Source organism: Methanosarcina sp. UBA289 (genome assembly GCA_002496565.1).
Classification (GTDB): domain Archaea; phylum Halobacteriota; class Methanosarcinia; order Methanosarcinales; family Methanosarcinaceae; genus Methanosarcina.
On record DAKJ01000018.1, the window covers coordinates 57,180 to 76,032 of the forward strand.

The 18,853-nt window shown below is 39.2% G+C and carries 20 protein-coding genes and 1 pseudogene; 7 read left to right on the forward strand and 14 right to left on the reverse strand.

Features of this window, described 5'->3' with window-relative positions:
* Positions 1–378: 378 nt before the first annotated feature.
* The 3 genes from BP549_RS08145 to BP549_RS08155 form a co-directional block, all read right to left on the reverse strand.
* On the reverse strand, positions 379–1,683 hold the full coding sequence (locus tag BP549_RS08145) for a phenylacetate--CoA ligase family protein (RefSeq protein ID WP_292379694.1): 1,305 nt from the start codon (positions 1,681–1,683) through the stop codon (positions 379–381).
* A 523-nt stretch (positions 1,684–2,206) separates the two neighbouring features.
* Positions 2,207–3,214 carry a DHH family phosphoesterase gene (locus tag BP549_RS08150; protein ID WP_292371590.1) on the reverse strand — a complete coding sequence of 336 codons (1,008 nt, stop codon included), beginning with the start codon at positions 3,212–3,214 and terminating at the stop codon, positions 2,207–2,209.
* Positions 3,215–3,351: 137 nt separating this feature from the next.
* A complete protein-coding gene (locus tag BP549_RS08155) occupies positions 3,352–3,705 on the reverse strand; it encodes a prefoldin subunit beta (protein WP_292371720.1) in 354 nt (117 codons plus the stop codon).
* 377 nt (positions 3,706–4,082) lie between these two features.
* On the opposite strand from BP549_RS08155, the gene BP549_RS08160 reads away from it, so the two are divergent.
* Entirely contained in the window at positions 4,083–5,156 is a 1,074-nt protein-coding gene (locus BP549_RS08160; RefSeq protein WP_292379697.1) for a M42 family metallopeptidase, read from the forward strand.
* A gap of 229 nt (positions 5,157–5,385) precedes the next feature.
* Here the strand turns inward: BP549_RS08160 and BP549_RS08165 are convergent, their stop codons facing one another.
* The 10 genes and pseudogenes from BP549_RS08165 to gvpA all read right to left on the reverse strand — a co-directional run bounded on the left by BP549_RS08165 (position 5,386) and on the right by gvpA (position 10,765).
* Positions 5,386–5,943 carry a gas vesicle protein gene (locus BP549_RS08165; RefSeq protein WP_292379700.1) on the reverse strand — a complete coding sequence of 186 codons (558 nt, stop codon included), beginning with the start codon at positions 5,941–5,943 and terminating at the stop codon, positions 5,386–5,388.
* Positions 5,933–6,733, reverse strand: a complete 801-nt coding sequence (locus tag BP549_RS08170) for a GvpL/GvpF family gas vesicle protein (protein ID WP_292379701.1) — start codon at positions 6,731–6,733, stop codon at positions 5,933–5,935. Before BP549_RS08170 ends, BP549_RS08165 begins: the two co-directional genes overlap by 11 nt.
* Positions 6,690–7,046, reverse strand: coding sequence for a gas vesicle protein K (locus tag BP549_RS08175; RefSeq protein ID WP_292379703.1), 357 nt, complete (start codon positions 7,044–7,046; stop codon positions 6,690–6,692). Before BP549_RS08175 ends, BP549_RS08170 begins: the two co-directional genes overlap by 44 nt.
* A 17-nt stretch (positions 7,047–7,063) precedes the next feature.
* A complete protein-coding gene (locus BP549_RS08180; protein WP_292379705.1) occupies positions 7,064–7,726 on the reverse strand; it encodes a hypothetical protein in 663 nt (220 codons plus the stop codon).
* Between the two features lie 261 nt (positions 7,727–7,987).
* Positions 7,988–8,164, reverse strand: a pseudogene (locus BP549_RS15790) (gas vesicle protein); the annotation flags it as partial.
* A 264-nt stretch (positions 8,165–8,428) separates the two neighbouring features.
* A complete protein-coding gene (locus BP549_RS08190; RefSeq protein ID WP_292379711.1) occupies positions 8,429–8,665 on the reverse strand; it encodes a hypothetical protein in 237 nt (78 codons plus the stop codon).
* Between the two features lie 37 nt (positions 8,666–8,702).
* The gene (locus tag BP549_RS08195) at positions 8,703–8,984 is read right to left on the reverse strand and encodes a gas vesicle protein GvpG (protein WP_292371605.1); all 282 of its coding nucleotides are present in this window, start codon (positions 8,982–8,984) and stop codon (positions 8,703–8,705) included.
* Positions 8,984–9,643, reverse strand: a complete 660-nt coding sequence (locus tag BP549_RS08200) for a GvpL/GvpF family gas vesicle protein (RefSeq protein ID WP_292379713.1) — start codon at positions 9,641–9,643, stop codon at positions 8,984–8,986. The genes BP549_RS08195 and BP549_RS08200 overlap by 1 nt, the downstream gene beginning before the upstream one ends.
* A 415-nt stretch (positions 9,644–10,058) precedes the next feature.
* A complete protein-coding gene (gene gvpO / locus BP549_RS08205; RefSeq protein WP_292371609.1) occupies positions 10,059–10,343 on the reverse strand; it encodes a gas vesicle protein GvpO in 285 nt (94 codons plus the stop codon).
* A gap of 185 nt (positions 10,344–10,528) precedes the next feature.
* A complete protein-coding gene (gvpA, locus tag BP549_RS08210) occupies positions 10,529–10,765 on the reverse strand; it encodes a gas vesicle protein GvpA (RefSeq protein ID WP_292371610.1) in 237 nt (78 codons plus the stop codon).
* A gap of 663 nt (positions 10,766–11,428) precedes the next feature.
* Here gvpA and BP549_RS08215 point away from each other — a divergent pair.
* The 3 genes from BP549_RS08215 (at position 11,429) to BP549_RS08225 (ending at position 13,920) form a co-directional block, all read left to right on the forward strand.
* On the forward strand, positions 11,429–11,821 hold the full coding sequence (locus BP549_RS08215; protein WP_292371612.1) for a PadR family transcriptional regulator: 393 nt from the start codon (positions 11,429–11,431) through the stop codon (positions 11,819–11,821).
* A 678-nt stretch (positions 11,822–12,499) separates the two neighbouring features.
* A complete protein-coding gene (locus tag BP549_RS08220) occupies positions 12,500–13,054 on the forward strand; it encodes a hypothetical protein (RefSeq protein WP_292379715.1) in 555 nt (184 codons plus the stop codon).
* A gap of 686 nt (positions 13,055–13,740) precedes the next feature.
* Positions 13,741–13,920, forward strand: a complete 180-nt coding sequence (locus BP549_RS08225) for a CsbD family protein (protein ID WP_292371616.1) — start codon at positions 13,741–13,743, stop codon at positions 13,918–13,920.
* A 397-nt stretch (positions 13,921–14,317) separates the two neighbouring features.
* On the opposite strand, the gene BP549_RS08230 is transcribed toward BP549_RS08225, so the two are convergent.
* Positions 14,318–14,533, reverse strand: a complete 216-nt coding sequence (locus BP549_RS08230) for a hypothetical protein (RefSeq protein ID WP_292379716.1) — start codon at positions 14,531–14,533, stop codon at positions 14,318–14,320.
* Positions 14,534–14,836: 303 nt separating this feature from the next.
* Here BP549_RS08230 and BP549_RS08235 point away from each other — a divergent pair, with 303 nt between their 5' ends.
* The 3 genes from BP549_RS08235 (at position 14,837) to ilvN (ending at position 18,851) form a co-directional block, all read left to right on the forward strand.
* Positions 14,837–16,309: a (R)-citramalate synthase gene (locus tag BP549_RS08235; protein WP_422655880.1), complete on the forward strand. Its 1,473-nt coding sequence runs from the start codon at positions 14,837–14,839 to the stop codon at positions 16,307–16,309.
* A gap of 290 nt (positions 16,310–16,599) precedes the next feature.
* Positions 16,600–18,366 (forward strand): acetolactate synthase large subunit, encoded by a 1,767-nt coding sequence (locus BP549_RS08240; RefSeq protein WP_292379718.1) that lies wholly within the window; start codon positions 16,600–16,602, stop codon positions 18,364–18,366.
* Entirely contained in the window at positions 18,366–18,851 is a 486-nt protein-coding gene (gene ilvN / locus BP549_RS08245; RefSeq protein ID WP_292371622.1) for an acetolactate synthase small subunit, read from the forward strand. Before BP549_RS08240 ends, ilvN begins: the two co-directional genes overlap by 1 nt.
* Positions 18,852–18,853: the final 2 nt, after the last annotated feature.

The following is an 18,853-nucleotide window of genomic DNA, read 5'->3' on the forward strand; positions in this document are numbered from 1 at the left end:
GTCCTTATATTGCTTTTCTATATCCTTATACTGCTTATTCTTATTCTCTCTTATTTCTTTTTATAATTTTCTTACCAGAGTATAATAAGTCTCTATGTATATTTTAAGCTTACACAGTTATTAAGCTTATAATTAGTTAGAGTTAGTTCATCAGTTAACTGCTCTGTTCGAGTGTAATTCACAGACATTGTTCTTTTATAAGCACAAAACATTTCTGTACTGGCCATTTTATTGTTGGCTATTTTGTTTTAAATCTGAGAACTTTACATCTAGCTATGTATTATATAATATAAGAGAAATTTTGGGAGATCACCCTAAAAAAGTAAAACCTGCAGAACAGTAATATTTTGCAGGTTTCATTTTCGGTATTTAAAAATTTCAAATATTTCGCTTGTCGATAACTTTCTTTGATTTCCCTTCTGAGCGAGGAAGAGAACCGTGTTCCACCAGTTCTACCTCAACTGCGAGATTCAGTACGCTTTTAAGTGCACTTGAAATCTTTCTTTTAAGTGCCATCATATCTGACATCTTATCACTAAAAGCAGACTCATGCATTTCGATCTGGACTTTCATGGAATCAAGGGGCCCTATTCTATCTACAATGATCATGAAATGGTTCCCAACTTCAGGAATCTTCATAAGGACCGATTCTACCTGGCCTGGGAATACATTGATGCCGCGCACGATAATCATATCATCTGAACGGCCACTGATGCGTGTAATCCGAGGGTGAGTTCTTCCGCACTCGCAGGGCTCTGAAAGCTTTCGGGTTATGTCCCTTACCCTGTAACGGATTAAAGGAAGCGCTTCTTTAGTGAGAGTTGTAATTACGAGTTCACCGCTCTCCCCGTCAGGAACAGGTTCTCCGGTCTCAGGATTTAGAATCTCAACCAGGAATTTATCTGCCCAGATATGAATTCCGGACTGCGCCGAGCATTCGGTAAAAAGAGGACCGCTCATTTCCGAAGTTCCGTAAATATCAAAAGCTTTAATCCCGGATTCGTCTTCGATACGTATCTTAAGCTCCTCGGACCAGGGCTCAGCTCCGAAGAATCCTCTCTTTAATTTAGTATCGTTCATGATACTGATGCCTTCTTTTTTTGCCGTTTCGATCATGTAAAGGAAATAAGAAGGCGTGCAGGCTATAGCAGTGACACCGAGATCTCTCATCAGTTCAAGCTGGCGTTCGGTATTTCCTGAACTTGTAGGGAGAACGGTCGCGCCCAGTTTTTCGCTTCCGTAATGCGCACCCAACCCACCTGTAAAAAGCCCGTACCCGTAACTTACCTGAAGAATATCATCTTTCCCCATTCCCACAGAGTTAAATGCTCTTGCGAGGGACTCAGCCCATTCATCGATGTCCTTTTGGGTATACCCTACTACGGTCGGTTTACCTGTTGTGCCCGAGGAGGCATGAAAGCGGACGAGTTTGGAGTTCGGGACGCAAAACATACCTGTTGGATAGGTATCTCTGAGATCCTGCTTAACTGTAAAAGGTAACTTCCTGATATCATCAAGAGTTTTAATATCCTCTGGCTTAACCCCGTGTTCATCAAACCTTTTTCTGTAAAAGGGGGAGCGCTCATACACATAATGAACAAGTTGTTTCAACTTTTCTTCCTGCAGCTTTTTTAAATCCTCTACAGGCATGGTTTCTATCTCAGGATCCCAGTATTCTGGCATATTTTCACACTCTGTATATCTTATGTTCTGGGCTCTTAATGTCAGGCCCTGTATTCTGTAGTTTGTCTTTTGAGTAACTCATATCATGCCCCTTTAAGGTCATGTTTCGGTCTCGGGTCTCTCTCCATTTATTTAAAAGATTGCCTTCTTACTCCGGAGTATATTATTTCCAACGGATATATATTTCCGGCAAATATAATATGAAAGTTAGCTGGAGTAATATGAAGGTTAAGCTAGATTCTCATATAAATATTAGCTGTTAGGCTAAAAAAAGATTTAATGAGTAAACCTGAGAGCTGGCTGCATATAGGACAAAGTCTTTTAAGTAAACCAATGTGGATTTTGAAGAACTTCTATAGGTTTAATCATAGCCGGTAAATTGTATAATTATCTTATTCAATTATTATCTTATTCAATTGCCGAATTCCAGTAATCATAAAGGAAAAAGAAATTTCAAGTATAGTACGAAGTACAGGATTTTTGAAATATATTCAGAAGAATGAAATCTTTCTATTTTATAACATCATTCATTTTCAAGCTTTTTGATTTCATCCTCAAAAGAGATTTCTTTTGACGTTTCTCCAAGAGAAGCTTCAAGAATTTTCTTTGTTTTCTCCCTGCATTTATCCAGCACTTCTTTCATGTCGCCAACTACATCGATTCCGGCAGCTCCGGAATGTCCACCGCCTGTACCGTGGTATTCGTTACTGATATCTTCCATTAGCTGGCCAAGATTAACTCCGGCACTTACAGCATCACGTTTTGCTCTTGCACTTATTCTGACGTTTTCACCTTTGGCCGTACCAACAAAAGCAATATCTGCACCAATATTAATAAGCATGGAAGATGCAGAGCCTCCAAAAGAACTTACATGGGAAGATGCTATCAACATATCCTGTACTCTATCAAGCTCGACACGGCTTGCGGCTTTCAGGATAGCTATGCGCATGGAGATATCCTGTGGGGTAGCAGCCATAAGATCCAGCACTTCCCCGTATTCAACTCCGCTGTCCTCTATAATTTTCGCTACTGTTCGAAATGTATCTGCCGATGCATGTTTGAAATGCCCGGTATCAGTTACGATTCCTGTGAGCATACCGATACCTACCCGTCGGTTAATAGGTGCACCCATTGCTTTTAAAATATTGTAAACGATTTCTACGGTAGAAGTACTGTTCCTGTGAAGGTAAAACTCGGCATTTTCTGTCAGAGCAGTAGTTATATGGTGATCAATTACGCAATACTTTGTAAGTTCCAGATCATTTAATTGCGCCTTAGTTGAGGTATCAACCACAACGACAAAACCGTAATCAGTCGGATTGGGTTTATCCACAACCTCAATCGAAAGTCTTTCTATAAGCACAGATGCTACACGGTTGCAGCCGTCCACAAGTCCAACAGTGCCTCCAATAGCCTCGGAAAGGGCAAAAGCACTGCTAATCGCATCCGGATCTGCATTCCGGTGGCACAAATATAAAATGTTTCGATAGTCGAGGAGCCGATTGAAAAACTCCGCTTCATCAACTTCCATTGTCCACTCTGCCTATCGTTCTTATAGGCATCGATCTCCCTGGATTCAAGAAACTCAGGATTTCGGCATGACTTTTATATGCATTTTGGCAAAGACATATTTTATTTTATATTCCTATGCGGGAATGAAAAATAAAATTATTGTGCTCTGGTGCCCAAAGCCTGCTGAATCTGCTCCTGAAGCTGTTTAAAGCGAGATGTGAGTCTTTCTTCCTGCCTGGAAATTGACTGAAGCCTGAGTGAGAGAGTTTCTTCCCTATCTTTCAGTTTTGTAATGGATTCTCCCTTGCTCGTTTTAATTACCAGCTCCCCTACATTGCGATAGACTACTACATCATCAGTGAGTCTTTCTAGCTCATCAAGAGCCATTTTGGACTCTTTTTGCATAGCTTCAACCTGTGATTTTTGCATAGCCAGAGCCTGTATCTGCTGCTGTATCTGCTGAAGCTGTGCTATCTGGTTCTGAACTTGAGGGGGTAATTCTGCAGTCATATTGATTTTCACCTGAGTCCTCAATAAACCTGAAGGGATTTTAATGTTTCTGTTCTTATAGCTTCCGAAAAATCTCCCCATGTCATCTTAAAAATTAATCTGGAACCCTCCTGCCAGAAACTTAAATAATAGTAATCTTAATAGATAACAGTACAATAATTAACTAGAAGTGAAAATGACTTAATTAACCCTGATAAGAATTTAAGAAATAGCCTGCAGGAATAATCATAAAAAGTCATTTATCAAAAAGAGATTGTAAAAAAGCATTTAATAATGTGAAATAATAAATGGATAATTATAATTAACCTTATTAAATTATAATTAATCTTAATGAGATAAATTTTAACTCTAAACTGATATGTAGGAGATACTCGAAAATGGAAAAAAGCGGAAACCTCAGAGAGATAAAATCTCTGCTTGAAAAATTCACCAATGCTCATGGAATCTCAGGCTTTGAAGATAATATCCGAGAACTCCTAGAAAAGGAGCTTGAACCCTATGTTGATACCATGCGCAGAGACTGCATGGGAAACCTTATAGCACTCAAAAAAGGAGAAGGTCCTTCCATAATGCTAGCTGCCCATATGGACGAAATTGGGCTTATGGTCAGGTATATTGATGACAATGGCTTCCTCAGGTTTGTCGGGATCGGAGGATGGTTTGACCAGACACTTCTTAATCAGAGAGTTGTACTTCATGGCAAAAAGGGTTCAATTCCCGGAGTTATCGGATCCAAGCCTCCTCATGTAATGAAGGAAGAAGATAGGAAAAAACCCGTGAAGCTCGACGATATGTTCATTGATATCGGAGCAAAAGACAGAGAAGATGCCGAGAACCTGGGAATTGAAATAGGTACGACAGCCTCTATAGACCGGGAGTTTGTGCCCCTGGCAAACGGAAAGGTAACTTCCAAGGCCTTTGACAACCGTGCAGGCATAGTTATCCTTATTGAGGTTATGAAACGGCTTTCAAAACATAAAATTGAAGCAAATATCTATGCCGTAGGTACTGTGCAGGAAGAGGTAGGACTGAAGGGAGCAAGAACCTGTGCTTTTGGAATTTGTCCAAATGTTGCGCTTGCCCTTGACACAACTATTCCTGGAGACCATCCGGGCATTAATAAAACTGATTCTGCCCTGGAACTCGGGAAAGGACCTGTAATCACCGTAGCCGATGCTTCCGGAAGAGGCCTTATAGCTCATCCGCAGATTCTTAAGTGGCTTAAAGAAACTGCCGCTCAAAATGATATTCCCTACCAGCTTGGCGTTGGATCAGGAGGCACAACCGATGCAACCTCAATACACCTCACAAGAGAAGGTATCCCTACAGGCACAGTCAGCATAGCCACCCGATATATTCATTCCCCTGTTGAAGTCCTAGACACAGCAGATATTGAATCGTGCGTTTCCCTCATTGTAAAAGCAATAGAGAATATTGGAAAATATTTATAAAGATAAGATGTCGCGTCAAGAACAAAAGCTCGCAAAAAACCAATAGAAAATTCAGAATGGTTCAATCCTTAAGGATTGACGTGAAACCAGTTTCTCTTCTGAATTTTTGCTTAGCGCTAGCAGAGTTGCGCCAATAAAGTTGTACCTCTGTAAGGCACTGTCAGAGAATAGGCAGTTTCGGCTATATAATACAACAGCCGTAATGACCTATTTTTTAATTTAGAGCTAATTAGCTTCCTCTGACAGGTTCAGGGATGAGCTTGCAAATCTGATCCTGTAGCCCAATAAGATCACTTGAATGAAGATACAGTTTTTCTTCATTTTCCAGGCTCAGGCAAAGTTCATCTCGTTCTTCATCATGATAGATTCCTTTGCAAATAGTAGTCATTTGAATTTTGGCAAGCGGGATTTCAAAAAGAATTTTGTTAAAAGCCTTATTCCATCCAAAAATCCTGTGGTTGGTTACATATATGAAACAGTATTTCCAAATCGGATGAAGTTCCTGAAAAAAAGAGCCGTAGAATTGTAATTCAATCTCTTCGTCTTCTTGAAGTAGAGGGCTTGTTTTCCGATGTTCGAGTTGCCAGGCTCTAGTTTTTTTATCAAGCTCTTCAAAAAGTCCATATTCAAGCATGGTCTCAATGGATGCAATTGCAGCTTCCAGTTTTACTCCAAGCAGGGGAATTCCTGCAAGTGAAATTATAACATCGGCATTAATAAGTACACCTTTTGTGACCATTCTGTTCAGCAGTTCCCCAAGACTGTCTTTTTCACGTTCAGGTTTCATCCTCAATATTCCCCTTGAGATCAACAAAATTGAAAGGTGCCCACGGCCCTGTAAATCTTACTGCAAATTCTTCTCTTTTGTTTATCTTCTCAAGGCTTTGCCCAAGTCTGTCAACGTTCTCCTGGGCAACAAGGCAAGAAAACGAAACCATAACTTTTTTACCTGCATATTTTTCAGGCACATAGGGGATTTTTTCCTCAATTATTGTTTGTATTGAATTTTCTTTTATTAATTTTCCAAATTCCCTCCCCATGCTTGCCAGATGATCGCTTACTGCTTGCTTCAAACCCAGTTCGAATTTCTTTTTGAAAATGTAGGCCTTTCCCTTTGGCATGATTTCTATTTTCTGATCTATCTCTTTAAGTTCAGGTATCGTCTCAATAATCTGTTTTTCCAGAATCTTAGGGTCGTAAAAGATCTGTATCGAATATTCTGCAGAATTTTTTAATCTCTCAAGCTCTCTTTTATATAATCCGTAGTTTTTTTGAAGCCATCTTTTTATGGCTTCGTCATCCCCTCTGGCAAGACATCCGAAAGAAAAAGGCAGTACTGTATTAAAATTTTCAGTAGCTCTGTCGATCACATAATTATGATTCAAAATCCATTGTTTAGCCTGCTCTTCACTCTTTGCAGGCTCGGGTTCGGGTTTCGAAGCATGTACAACAGCTGCAATATCTTGAAAAACAATCGTATACACAGGCCTATCACCGAGCCCAATATCCCCCAAACTTCTTTCTTCTTCCGTGTTAGCTATCAAGTAAAGATATCTCGCCTGGTCGGTTTCGGTCATGTTTCTCTACCTCTTTAGCCCATCTTGCAGGGTTCATTAACTTATCCACTACATCATCTACGACTTCATCCAGTCCGCAACGCACGGATTCGACAGTATCTTCGATATTGTTGTCCGCCTTTATGGTTTCAAGTGCCTCACTCAGATCTGCAAGTGCCTCTCCGAGTCTCTCGATCTCTTCGTCGCTAAGGCTCTCATTTTCGATTCTAAGAAGTGCCTGCTTTTCAAGTAACTCCGTTATTATTTCAACAAGAGCTACAACAAGGCCCAATAAGCCTTTTTTCAGATTTTTTTCATCAATCTCAATTGGCATGGCACTCTCTCCTTTGATTAATCTAAATCAGCGTTTTTTTTGCTTTTTATTTTTAGCTGCAGTACCTCGTTCTTAAAACTTTTTTCCATGATTGCTTCTGCTTCTGTAGGTAAAACTACGGTTTTACTGTACAATCCCGCAGAAATCTGCAGTTTGCTGCCTTCAAGTTCTATTTGGACATCTTCTTCATTGGCCCCCGGAATTTCAGCAATTACGGAAACATTCCCCTCTTCCTCGAAGACGTCAAAAACAGGCTCAATTTCTGAAGACTCAATCTTTACTTCTTTTATTTTTGTATTAGGCGTTCCTCTTTTCGAGACTTTTCCGGGTCTGGTGTCAAGAGGCCTTATTGACAGGCCATAGCTTACAGTAGGCTTTTTATCACTCCAGCCAGTTTCGAGCCTATGTTTAATTTCCGAATCAGTGTCTGCAATTCTCTGTCTAAACTCTGGAGAGGTCTTTTCAAGAGTTTTTACTATTTTTCCAAAGCCTGGGATAAGAGAACTTACAAGTTCTCCAACAATACTTTCTCCACCATATCCGACAGGTTCCTTTTTTTCACCAAGGCTTTTCTCAAGTTCCTTTATCCTTTCTTCCATAGCCTTGACTTTGGATTTCAACTCCTCTTTCTCTTTTACGGATCTGGCTTCAGATTCTTTTTCTGCGTTATCTTTTTCCATTTCACTCTCCCTTATTACAAGCCCATATAAACATTACAAATTCCTGTACAATATATTGTCAGATTTATCCGAATCATTTTGACTCAACGCAGGAACGCTTTTCTTCTTAAGCGGGCTTTCCCATCCACAAACAGGACATCCTTCATGTATCAGAAGTCTTTCTTCTCTTCGGTTTCCGCATTCTGGGCAGTTTGCGTATGTTTCAGATACTTTCTCCCAGGCTGGAGCATTTAAATTAGTTCCAGAAGGAAATTCAAGCCCGTATTTCGCCGCAGTCTCAAAGGATGCAATAGTAGCTGTAATTTTTACACCAAGAAGTTCTGTACCAGCAACGGATACAGAAATATCGGCATTCAGCACAAGCCCTTTATCGAGAATTCTGTCTACTACATCAGCAAGCCCTCCCGACTCCTTAACAACCGAATTTGAGTTTGTCATATTTCACCTCTTTACTAATTCGCATTCCACTCCTTGATCTTATAAGTCCAGAGATATGATATATCGACATTTTTTCAGTTGATCTTAGAACTTTTTCCTTTGTAATGCGGATTGGGAGTCTCTCTATGAGTCTTTTTGAAAGATGTAACAAATTATTCCCAAATCAAGTTTTTAGAGCTTTCTTTTTTCTCTAATTTTATTTTGCACATCTTGTAGAACTTAATTTTTTGAAACCTGGGTAAAGGACCTACATATTCTATATTATCAGTCTCTGAGTTTCTTTTTAGACCTTAATTTCTGAAATTCAGGTTTTTTGGGATTTTCTTCTTGTCTTGCAGGATCATTTATTTTGATATGATAAGAGTAATCTATTTTCGAGCCAACCGGTCCCTTGCAATTATTTCTTCCCGATTTCTCAGATATTTTTTTTGTTTCCATTTCTTCAAGTGTTTTGAAAAAATTCATTATATTTCCGCATGATTTTCTTGATTCCAGATCCATAGATTCTAAATTCTGAGTTTTTGTGCTTTTTCTTTTTTTAGGCAAAGATGTCACTTCTGACACTGAGGTTCATCTCCTCGAAACGCTCTGCGAATTTGAGTTGCTCCATGAGCTTTGATCTTGTTTCTTCAAATTCAGCTCTTGAGATTTCGCCAAATTCGTATAACATTTGGTTTTCTTTTAGCCCGTTTTTGACTTTTTCAGGATTGTAAAGTTCCTTAAATGCAAAATCTCTTATGATTTCTAGTGTGTAAATCAAGTCAAGCCCTGGAATTGTAATCCCAATTGACCGAAGAATGAGATCGTCAATGAGGAGCATTATCTAAAACCTCCTCTCTGTTGAGACATTATATGTATATCTACGAAATTGTAAGGTGACCAGGGACCACTATAACGAACCTTAAAAGAATCATATTTGGTTCTGAGCCTTTCAACTTCATCGGAAAAAACTTGAATCTTATCTTTTTCCACGAGAAACGAGCCATTCATTATAAGACGCTTGCTGAAAAGATTGAGATTTTTGGAGTCAAAAGCAATTTGCTTAAGACTTTTTGAAAACTCGGATTTGCACTGTTCTACCTTTTGTAAGTTCCCATCAAAATCCTGTGGCAAAATTATCTTTACTCCGAGTTCGACCTTATTATCCACAATTTTCATGGCTTTTTTCATGGCCTTATAACCAAAACGCATGGAGACATCAACCAGTTTTTTATTTTTAAAAACCATGCCATATGCTACAGGAATAACACTATACTTCTTCATTACCTCATTAACTACCGAAGTATGGATTTTTATATCCTCTTCGTTATCAATATCATATTTCTTAAAAGGCATATCACTTACAACAGGAGAGAATTCCTTATATTTGACAGTGTATACTTCTTTTCCCTGAAAGCCTATGTTTCCGAAACTTTCTTGCTCCTCTTGAGCCTTTATTATGCAGTATACATATCTACCATTCTCATTGTCTGTATTCACCTTTTATTCCCCCCAAGGTGAGATTTCAGAAACTCATATAGAATTGTGCTATCAGGTGTGTAAGCTACTATGAGGTGTTAATAAAGATATTATGGACACTTGTTTTCTTTAAATACAGCTTTGCAAATCTTTTGTTAATAAATCATTGATATTTCAGGAGAGCTACATCCTTTAGTCTCCAAAGTAGTAGATATAGTTCCGGGACTTAACAAGACTTTGAATCCTATGGATAATACTAAGCATTTCGCTTCTGCACATAGCCTTACTTAGTACAAGGCAAGCACGATAAGTCAAGGTATTTTTGACAAATCGTTCTATTTTGAAGTAGTTAATATTGAGGCCTTTAAAGCTGCTTACAGATAGTTTTTGTTAATTATTAAGAGACGATTTTGATGTATCGTTGAGTTCGCTCATACTAGTTAATATAACACTCATCTTGTGTTATCATGACTCCTCTACGTCGCAATCCCACTCTTCTGTATTCCGCAACATTAAGGTCCATATCAAGCTTCATTTGATACATCCCCAATATGTCCTGTGTATCAGGGACTGATCTTCTCTCCAGGACTTCTAACTGGACAATCCAGTTTTCTCCTTCCTTGGATATACCCACAACCCCCTCAGCTTTTTTCTTAATGAGATGTTCTATATGATGAAGCGCTTTATCCCCTACTTCTTCGATTGTATTCTTTTCCTCCATACAACCCCTTCCAAACAAGCATGAATTCTCAGCTAGTAATGTCAAAAAATACATAAAACTCAAACATAGTTTGAGTTTTATGCTAATTCTGAGACCAAACTCCTAAATAATATATTAGATAATCCTCTTTGGAACCTATATATGTGACACTACATCGAGGAAGAAAGAAAGTCAGATCTTGCTTCTTATGCACTAACCTTTTGTGCTTCCTCGATTGCTTCCGCAGCTTTTTCAATCCTTGTGATCTCTTCTGCATAGTGTAGGAACGTATCTACAGATGCTATAACCACTCTGGCTTCAATTGTAAGTATTTCAATCCCGACAAGTGAAACCCTAGCCCATAAGTCTATAACTACGCCTTTATCGAGTATCAGATCCAGTACTTCTACGAGACCGGAACTATCAGGACTATTATTTACCAAACTTCCACCCCCTCTTTCACTATTTGTTTAACTTCAGTTTAAGCTATACATATCGAAGTTTATAACCTGGAATTTTTTGCTCTGAGAGTATGCAGCTACGAAAATATTTTCCAAAAAAATAAACTTCCGACCTGTATAACTTAGTTTTTTCCTTATCTTTTAGGTTCGCAGAAGTTGAAGTAACTTAGGATATTCGTTTTTTTGTTACAAAATATGTTTTATAATATTATCCTAAAATTGTACTATACGATCAGATAAATGCAATCGCCCTGTTACCCGAAAGCAGACTATTGATATTGATTTTGAATTTTATTTATCTATTTAAGATATTGATTTCTGCAAAAATGGAAATATAATTAAAACAAATATTACTTCGTATAAAGATATATAATTTGAAAATTATATTATTCTCAAGAACTAACATAAAACAAAATATGAATAAAATACACAGTAATACACAGTAATAGAGCTACACAGTAATAGAGCTGGTAACTGCAAGGCTGTAACCAAAAGTTCTCAAATTATTTCCAAGCTTTGAGAAATATGCTAATCTTCCAGAGTACTCGATAATTTATTTAAATCACCTAAATTCCTAAAAAAAGATTGAATGCTGACCATTAAATAATAGTTTAATAGTTTACCAAATTCCGAGGGGACATATAGTTGCATTCAAGACAAGGATCTCTTGTTAGAGACTCAGATTTTGAAATCCAAAAAGAATCAGATATTGAAAATCTAGTCAAAAAACACCTTGAAGTAATAGTGCTTTCTATTTTAAAGACACAGCCAATGTGTGGGCAAGATATTGTAAAAGAGATTTTCAGGCAATATCAAGTATTTATTAATCAAAGCTCCGTTTATCAGGTATTATACACTCTTAAAGAAAAAAACATTCTCGAAGCAAGCACTACCAAAGGTGATATGAGATCAAAGGTATATATTCCAACGAACCAAGGAAGCGAGATGATTTATTCAATGCTAGATGAATTTGTTTCCTCAATGGAATACTTACTAATGACCTTAAAAGAAGATCTAAATTATAAGAGAAAGCGATAATGGAGCTTGTATAAACTAAGGCATAATAACTAAGGCATAATTTGTGGAGTAGATGATTTTAGAATAAAATGTATATACCGAGTTCTTCCGGGCCATATCGAATGTTATTGAAACTACATTTAATTTTTTGTAATAAATTAAATGATGTTAGATCAATTTCCACATTAAACTTCTTTTACTTCCTTTGTTTACTTCTATTCCTTTGTTTAAGCTTATTTCCTCATTGAGGTAGATAAAAAAGCTCTCCTACTTATTTTATCTAAAATCCGGTTTCAGAGAGCTCAAAAAAATTAGGACAACTACGCCTAAGAGTTTACTACTAAGCAAATCCGAAAACTAGGGTGGTAAAATTTCGAGTTAATATGTAAACCTTGAGGAAATCAGTAAAAGAATAATAGATGCCGTGAATATATCAAAGATCCTTGATATCTCTGGAGCTTTAATTCTTTGAATAACTAAACCCTCCTTCTCAAAAATCCTATTAAAGCAGAATTTTAGGAAGAATTAGTTTATATTATAATATTACTAATATAATGGCACTAAGATAATAAAATATCAAGTGGAATAATTACGGCTATCAATGCCAAAATGTGGAAAAATTTGGATATTCATTGAGAGGGGTAATAGCTGCGATCATTCTACAAGATTAAAAAGAAATTTTTGGGAAGGAGGTATATCATGAGCGCTCAGAGTCAAGAGGAAAGTAAAACTCAAAAAGCTGAAGGTAAGATTGAGGAGGCTGAGGGTCAGGCCACTCAGGGTGTTGGAAAGGCAACAGAAGGTCTTGGGAAGACTGTAGGTGGCCTTACAGGTGGTATCGGAAAAACTGTGGGAGGCGTCACAGAAGGTGTAGGGAAGACTGTAGAAGGGACCACAGAAGATCTAGGGCAGGCACTACAGGGAGCCATACAAGACCTCGGAACTGTAATAACGGAGCTTACAGAGAATCTCAAAGAAGTTGTAGAGGGGCTGACGGAGGCTACAGAGAAACTTATAGAAGAGGTCGAAAAACTTAGAGAGCAGGCTGGTGAGAAAACTAAAGAGTCTGTAGAGCAACTAAAGGGTGAAGGAGAGGAGACTGTAGAAAAGGCCAAAGAGACTGCCGGACAAAAAGGCGAAACAGGTGAAAAGGCTCTAAATGACCTTATAAAGAATATCAGGGAAAGTACAGATAAACTGGCAGAAGAAGTTCGGAAGACTGCCGAGAGGATGAGCCCTAAGAGTAAAAGCTAAGGTTTAAAGCTTGAGTTGTCAATTTATTAGTAATTTCAGAGAGAAACACAACCCTTAAGCATACTGGTCGATTAATAATGTTACCCTACAATCAATATTTTGAGAACGAGGTTGCTTATTCCCAACCTCGGGCTATATATTTTGACTATAAAACTGAGAATCAACTGTTTTAATCAAGAATTCATCCAGACGATACTGTCCTGATAACAATAAGGATTTCAAAAGCATCCTAAGGATTATGTGCTCCACTGATTGTCTGTAATTGAGACTAAGGGACACAGTTTTGAGTTTTGAGATTAATTTTATACGCGCTATTCAATACTTTTAAGGAAATTTTTCATTTTTAATAATAGAAAGTTGCAAAGCAGTCAGTGAAAGCTTTGGTATTAAAATTAAACAAATAGTATTTTAGATGTAGAAGAGATAATCAATGCATATCAATTTAACTTTACCATAAATCCTATAAGGCCAGATACTCTTTTTCAAAAATGTTATTATGCAAAGTTTATAAGAGGAAACTTATTATTATAATATATAGAATATTAAACTGGGGATCACGGCAAGTAGCGCCGAGAATTCTCAGGATTTTTCTGCTTGTATCTACTGAAAGATACCTGAGCTGAGACATTCAATAGATTAATAAAAAACATTGAATTGAATAAGAAATATTGAATTGGGGGAACAAAATGAAATCAAGTACAGACGATGAAGTTAAAGGTAAGTACCACAAAGCAAAAGGAGAGGTTAAAGAAACTGTAGGAGAAATAACAGGAGATCGTGATCTGGAAGCCGAAGGTAGTGCTGAAAAGACAGAAGGCAAGATACAAGAAAAGAAAGGTCAGGTCAAAAAAGTATTTGGAAAATAAATACTCGTGCGTTATGCGGCTGTATCTGATATGATATGCCGCTACATCCAGTCATAATGCCAAGAGTATCTTAGATTCAGCGTGTTGATTTAGAAACAGCTTTAAAATAAGACTTAGTAGAAGTCCTTTAAGAAGCTGAAGTTAGTGCTGAAAAGACACAAGGTAAGATACAAGAGAGTTGGAACTTTAAAGGTAGATAGTACAACTTTTTAGTACAAATTTTTACAAAATATCAGTAACTCGGGGGGTAATATGCAGCTATAAAATTAAAGCTGCTTATTTATCTTATACAGGCACAAAAAATCAAAACAAACAACTTGAAGTACAAAAATCAAACGAAATAACTTCTGTCCTAATATTTTATAATTTATTTTGCTGGCTGGGAACTGTATACTTTTCAAACTGTATACTTTTCAATATTTCTATTGGCACATTGTTTCCAGAAGAGAAGCGGTTTTACGGTTAAACCCTGCCTGATAACCGCCAAGTAATCTCTGAAGGGAATATAACAGAGGACCGATAAGTCATAGGTCTTAGGAACTTTTTTTAGATCTACAGTTATTTCGTATGGAGCATCATTGACTCTTACGTGCCCTATGATATCTCTTTTCAAGTCGCAAGCTTTTAAAAATCAAATATATTGTTAACTGGAAAGTAAAAATACTATGGTCTACTTATTGAAGCAAAGTTTCAGAGAGCCACGAGTAAACACGGAGGTCTTCCTGAAATACTTGGGTTACCAAGAAAAGATATATGTAATTTGTATAATAAATGGAGCTTTGCAAAATAGGACATAATATTATAAAATAATAAGTATATTAAGCAATAAGTATAAAAAACAGATATTATATCCTGTATTGCCAAAGGAAACATATCAGAATAAAATAATAACTGAGGGATTATATTATTCGAAAACATCCACTTTCTGGACACTACTTTGAGAGACGGTGAACAAACACCTGGCGTTGCCCTGACAAAGGACAAAAAGCTCTTAATTGCAAGAGCTCTTGATGAGATGGGAGTATCGGTAATTGAGGCAGGCTCTGCAATCACTTCCGAAGGTGAAAGGGAATCTATCAAAACTATTGCAAATGCAGGGCTTGATGCCGAAATCTGCAGCTACTGCAGGATTGTAAAGTCCGACGTTGACCATGCTCTGAAATGTGACGTTGATTCTATCCACCTAGTAGCACCTGTTTCGGATCTTCATATAAGGACAAAAATCAAAAAAGATCGAGATACAGTACGGCAGATCGCAGCCGAAGTAACAGAGTATGCCAAGGATCACGGTCTGATTGTAGAACTTAGCGGAGAAGATGCTTCACGTGCAGACCCTGAGTTCCTAAAGGCTATCTACGCCGACGGAATAGCTGCAGGCGCTGACAGGTTATGTTTCTGCGATACAGTAGGCCTTCTGGTACCTGAAAAGACAACAGAGATTTTCCGTGACCTGTCTTCTTCCCTAAAAGCCCCTATTAGTATTCACTGCCACAACGATTTCGGTCTTGCAACTGCAAACACGGTTGCTGCCCTTGCAGCAGGGGCAAAGCAGGCCCATGTAACTATAAATGGGTTAGGAGAAAGGGCTGGAAACGCATCCCTTGAAGAAGTAGTAATGAGCCTGGAATGGCTCTATAAATACGATACTGGCATCAAACATGAAATGATCTACCGGACTTCAAGGCTTGTAAGCCGGCTTACAGGCATTCCTGTATCACCCAATAAGGCCCTTGTAGGTGGAAATGCGTTCACTCATGAAGCAGGTATTCACGTTCATGGTCTTCTGGCCGATAAGGCAACCTACGAGCCTATGAGTCCCGAATACATCGGAAGGCAACGCCAGATCGTGCTTGGAAAACATGCAGGACGTAGCTCTATTACTCTTGCATTAAAGGAAATGGGGCTTGAGGCTGATGATGTCCAGACCGAGGAAATATTCAACCGGGTCAAGCAGATGGGTGACCAGGGAAAGCATGTAACTGATGCTGACCTACAGACTATTGCGGAAAATGTACTTGATATATATAAAGAGCCCTTGGTAAAACTGGAAGAGTTTACTATCGTATCCGGAAACCGGGTGACTCCAACGGCATCGATAAAACTCAATGTAAAAGACAAAGATATAGTACAGGCAGGAATCGGAAACGGGCCTGTAGATGCTGTAATCAATGCAATCCGTAGAGCTGTAAGTTCCTGTGCGGAAGATATTATCCTTGAAGAATATCATGTAGACTCGATCACCGGCGGAACCGATGCCCTTGTTGAAGTAAGGGTAAAACTTTCCAAGGATGGAAAGGTAGTCACCGCAAGCGGAGCAAGGACGGACATTATTATGGCTTCCGTAGAAGCTGTAATGAACGGCATGAACCGTCTTATCCGAGACGAATGATTCCAGAAAGAATAAATATAAAAATTTCTCAGGGGGCTTCTCTGCCCTCTCTCCTTTTTCCTGCTGGAAAGATTTTCGGATCACATACTGTTTATGTTTCTGGGGTCAGGAGAAAACCTTATCCATAAATAACATGATCGATTATGAAAATATTTGCAAAATTAACAACGAAAAATTGAGAGTGTGAGAGATAAAATATTTCTGATAAAGACACCCATACTGGAGATGTACTTATCTTCAGGTGAGTATCCAGTTAAATCCCATTTCAATAAATAAAAAGGAGTTAAATAATGACAACCGGGTCAACAGAAAAAGTTAATGGCGCAAGGGCTCTGATAAAGTGCCTGGAAGAAGAAGGGGTTGACACCATCTTCGGATATCCAGGAGGGCAGATCATTCCCTTCTATAACGAACTTTATGATTCGAATCTGCGCCATATACTTGTGCGCCACGAACAGGCAGCAGCTCATGCTGCGGACGGGTACGCCCGTGCTACTGGAAAGACCGGGGTCTGCGTTTCCACCTCAGGTCCCGGAGCAACCAACCTGGTAACAGGTATTGCTACCGCATACATGGACTCAGTACCTATTGTAGCCTTAACAGGGCAGGTTCCGACGTTCCTTATAGGTAACGATGCTTTCCAGGAAGCCGATATTAAGGGAATTACCCAGCCCATTACCAAGCACAACTACCTCGTACAGGATGTAAACGAACTCCCGAGAATTGTAAAAGAAGCCTTCCACATCGCCTCTACCGGAAGGCCTGGCCCGGTATTAATTGACCTTCCAAAGGATGTACAGAACGCGGAGATTGACTTTTACTATCCTGACAAAGTAGAGCTTAGAGGGTATAAGCCAACTTACAAAGGCAATATCCAGCAAATCAAACGAGCCGCTGAAGAAATCTCAAAGTCCTGCATGCCTATTATTTACGCAGGCGGCGGCGTGATAAGTTCTAATGCCAGCGCCGAGCTTGTAGAACTGGCCGAGACAATTAATGCTCCGGTTACGACTACCCTTCTGGGAATAGGTGCAATTCCGACAGAACATCCTCTATATGTCGGGATGCTTGGTATGCATGGGAGCAAATATGCAAATTATGCCATTCAGGAATCCGATCTTATTATTGCCGTAGGTGCAAGGTTCGATGATCGTGTGACCGGAAAACTCGAATCCTTTGCTCCCAACGCCAGGGTTATCCATATCGATGTCGACCCTGCAGAGATTTCCAAGAACGTAAAGGTTCAGATTCCAATTGTCGGGGACGCAAAACAGGTGCTCAAATCCCTGAATAGATATATCAAGCGCTGCAATTCAGGAGCATGGATTGAAAAGATAAAACAGTGGAAGAAGGAATATCCACTTACCTATAAACAGATGTCACCTGATGTTATAATGCCTCAGTTTGTCGTCGAGCAAATCTCTGAAGCCTGCAAGGATGCAATCATAGTTACTGAGGTTGGGCAGCACCAGATGTGGGCAGCTCAATTCTTCAAATATAAAAAACCCCGCACATTCATCACATCAGGCGGGCTTGGCACGATGGGCTACGGTTTCCCTGCAGCCATAGGAGCAAAAGTCGGCAGGCCGGATAAAACGGTTGTTAACATTGCAGGCGATGGCTCTTTCCAGATGAACTCTCAGGAACTTGCAACTGCAGTCCAGAATGATATTCCAGTTGTTTCCGTGATCCTGAATAACGGTTATCTAGGTATGGTCAGACAGTGGCAGGAATTGTTCTACGACAGAAGATATTCCCATACATTTATTAAGGGCAGTGTAGATTTCGTGAAACTTGCCGAAGCCTACGGAGCTCTTGGACTGCGTGCGGAAAGGCCGTCCGAAGTAAGGCCTGCAATCGAGGAGGCTGTCAATTCGGGTAGACCTGCTGTCGTTGAAGTGATTGTTGAATGTGAGGCAAATGTTTATCCTATGGTGCCGGCAGGTGCTGCAATCAACGAAATCCTTGATATGGAAGAGCATGCAGACACTCCCTGCGCTATGCCTGATCTGCGTAAGGCAACGGCTGATAGAGTTCTCGACCTGGAGGAGCAATAATGAAACATACGCTTGCAGTCCTTGTGGAAAATAAGTCTGGAGTTCTCTCAAGGGTGGCTTCGCTCTTTTCAAGGCGCGGATATAATATCGACAGCCTGGCTGTAGGAGTCACTGAAGATCCCAAAACCTCCAGAATGACTATAGTAGTCGATGGAGATGACCATGTGCTCGAACAGGTTACAAAGCAGCTTAACAAGCTAGTTGATGTAATCAAAGTTTCGGACATTGGAGGAGATGAAGCTGTAGAGAGAGAGCTCGCACTCATAAAAGTTACAGCTGATGTGAACGCAAGAACCGAGATCATCCAAATTGCAGATATTTTCAGGGCAAGGATAGTGGATGTAGCTCCCAAATCCATGACTATCGAAGTAACCGGGGATGAAGCCAAAATTCAGGCAATTGAAAAACTCCTCAGGCAGTTCGGAATTAAGGAAATGGTCCGAACGGGTAAGATTGCCCTGGTGCGAGGACCAAAGAAGGTTTAAAT

Excerpts from the sequence above, each read along its gene's own strand:
- gvpO (WP_292371609.1), bottom strand. The coding sequence starts at position 10,343 with ATGGAGGAAAAGAATACAATCGAAGAAGTAGGGGATAAAGCGCTTCAT.
- BP549_RS08240 (WP_292379718.1), top strand. The coding sequence starts at position 16,600 with ATGACAACCGGGTCAACAGAAAAAGTTAATGGCGCAAGGGCTCTGATA.
- BP549_RS08220 (WP_292379715.1), top strand. The coding sequence starts at position 12,500 with ATGAGCGCTCAGAGTCAAGAGGAAAGTAAAACTCAAAAAGCTGAAGGT.
- BP549_RS08165 (WP_292379700.1), bottom strand. The coding sequence starts at position 5,943 with ATGAAACCTGAACGTGAAAAAGACAGTCTTGGGGAACTGCTGAACAGA.
- BP549_RS08175 (WP_292379703.1), bottom strand. The coding sequence starts at position 7,046 with ATGCCAATTGAGATTGATGAAAAAAATCTGAAAAAAGGCTTATTGGGC.
- BP549_RS08160 (WP_292379697.1), top strand. The coding sequence starts at position 4,083 with ATGGAAAAAAGCGGAAACCTCAGAGAGATAAAATCTCTGCTTGAAAAA.
- BP549_RS08180 (WP_292379705.1), bottom strand. The coding sequence starts at position 7,726 with ATGGAAAAAGATAACGCAGAAAAAGAATCTGAAGCCAGATCCGTAAAA.
- BP549_RS08150 (WP_292371590.1), bottom strand. The coding sequence starts at position 3,214 with ATGGAAGTTGATGAAGCGGAGTTTTTCAATCGGCTCCTCGACTATCGA.
- BP549_RS08225 (WP_292371616.1), top strand. The coding sequence starts at position 13,741 with ATGAAATCAAGTACAGACGATGAAGTTAAAGGTAAGTACCACAAAGCA.
- BP549_RS08155 (WP_292371720.1), bottom strand. The coding sequence starts at position 3,705 with ATGACTGCAGAATTACCCCCTCAAGTTCAGAACCAGATAGCACAGCTT.
- BP549_RS08190 (WP_292379711.1), bottom strand. The coding sequence starts at position 8,665 with ATGGATCTGGAATCAAGAAAATCATGCGGAAATATAATGAATTTTTTC.
- BP549_RS08170 (WP_292379701.1), bottom strand. The coding sequence starts at position 6,733 with ATGACCGAAACCGACCAGGCGAGATATCTTTACTTGATAGCTAACACG.
- ilvN (WP_292371622.1), top strand. The coding sequence starts at position 18,366 with ATGAAACATACGCTTGCAGTCCTTGTGGAAAATAAGTCTGGAGTTCTC.
- BP549_RS08145 (WP_292379694.1), bottom strand. The coding sequence starts at position 1,683 with ATGCCAGAATACTGGGATCCTGAGATAGAAACCATGCCTGTAGAGGAT.
- BP549_RS08195 (WP_292371605.1), bottom strand. The coding sequence starts at position 8,984 with ATGCTCCTCATTGACGATCTCATTCTTCGGTCAATTGGGATTACAATT.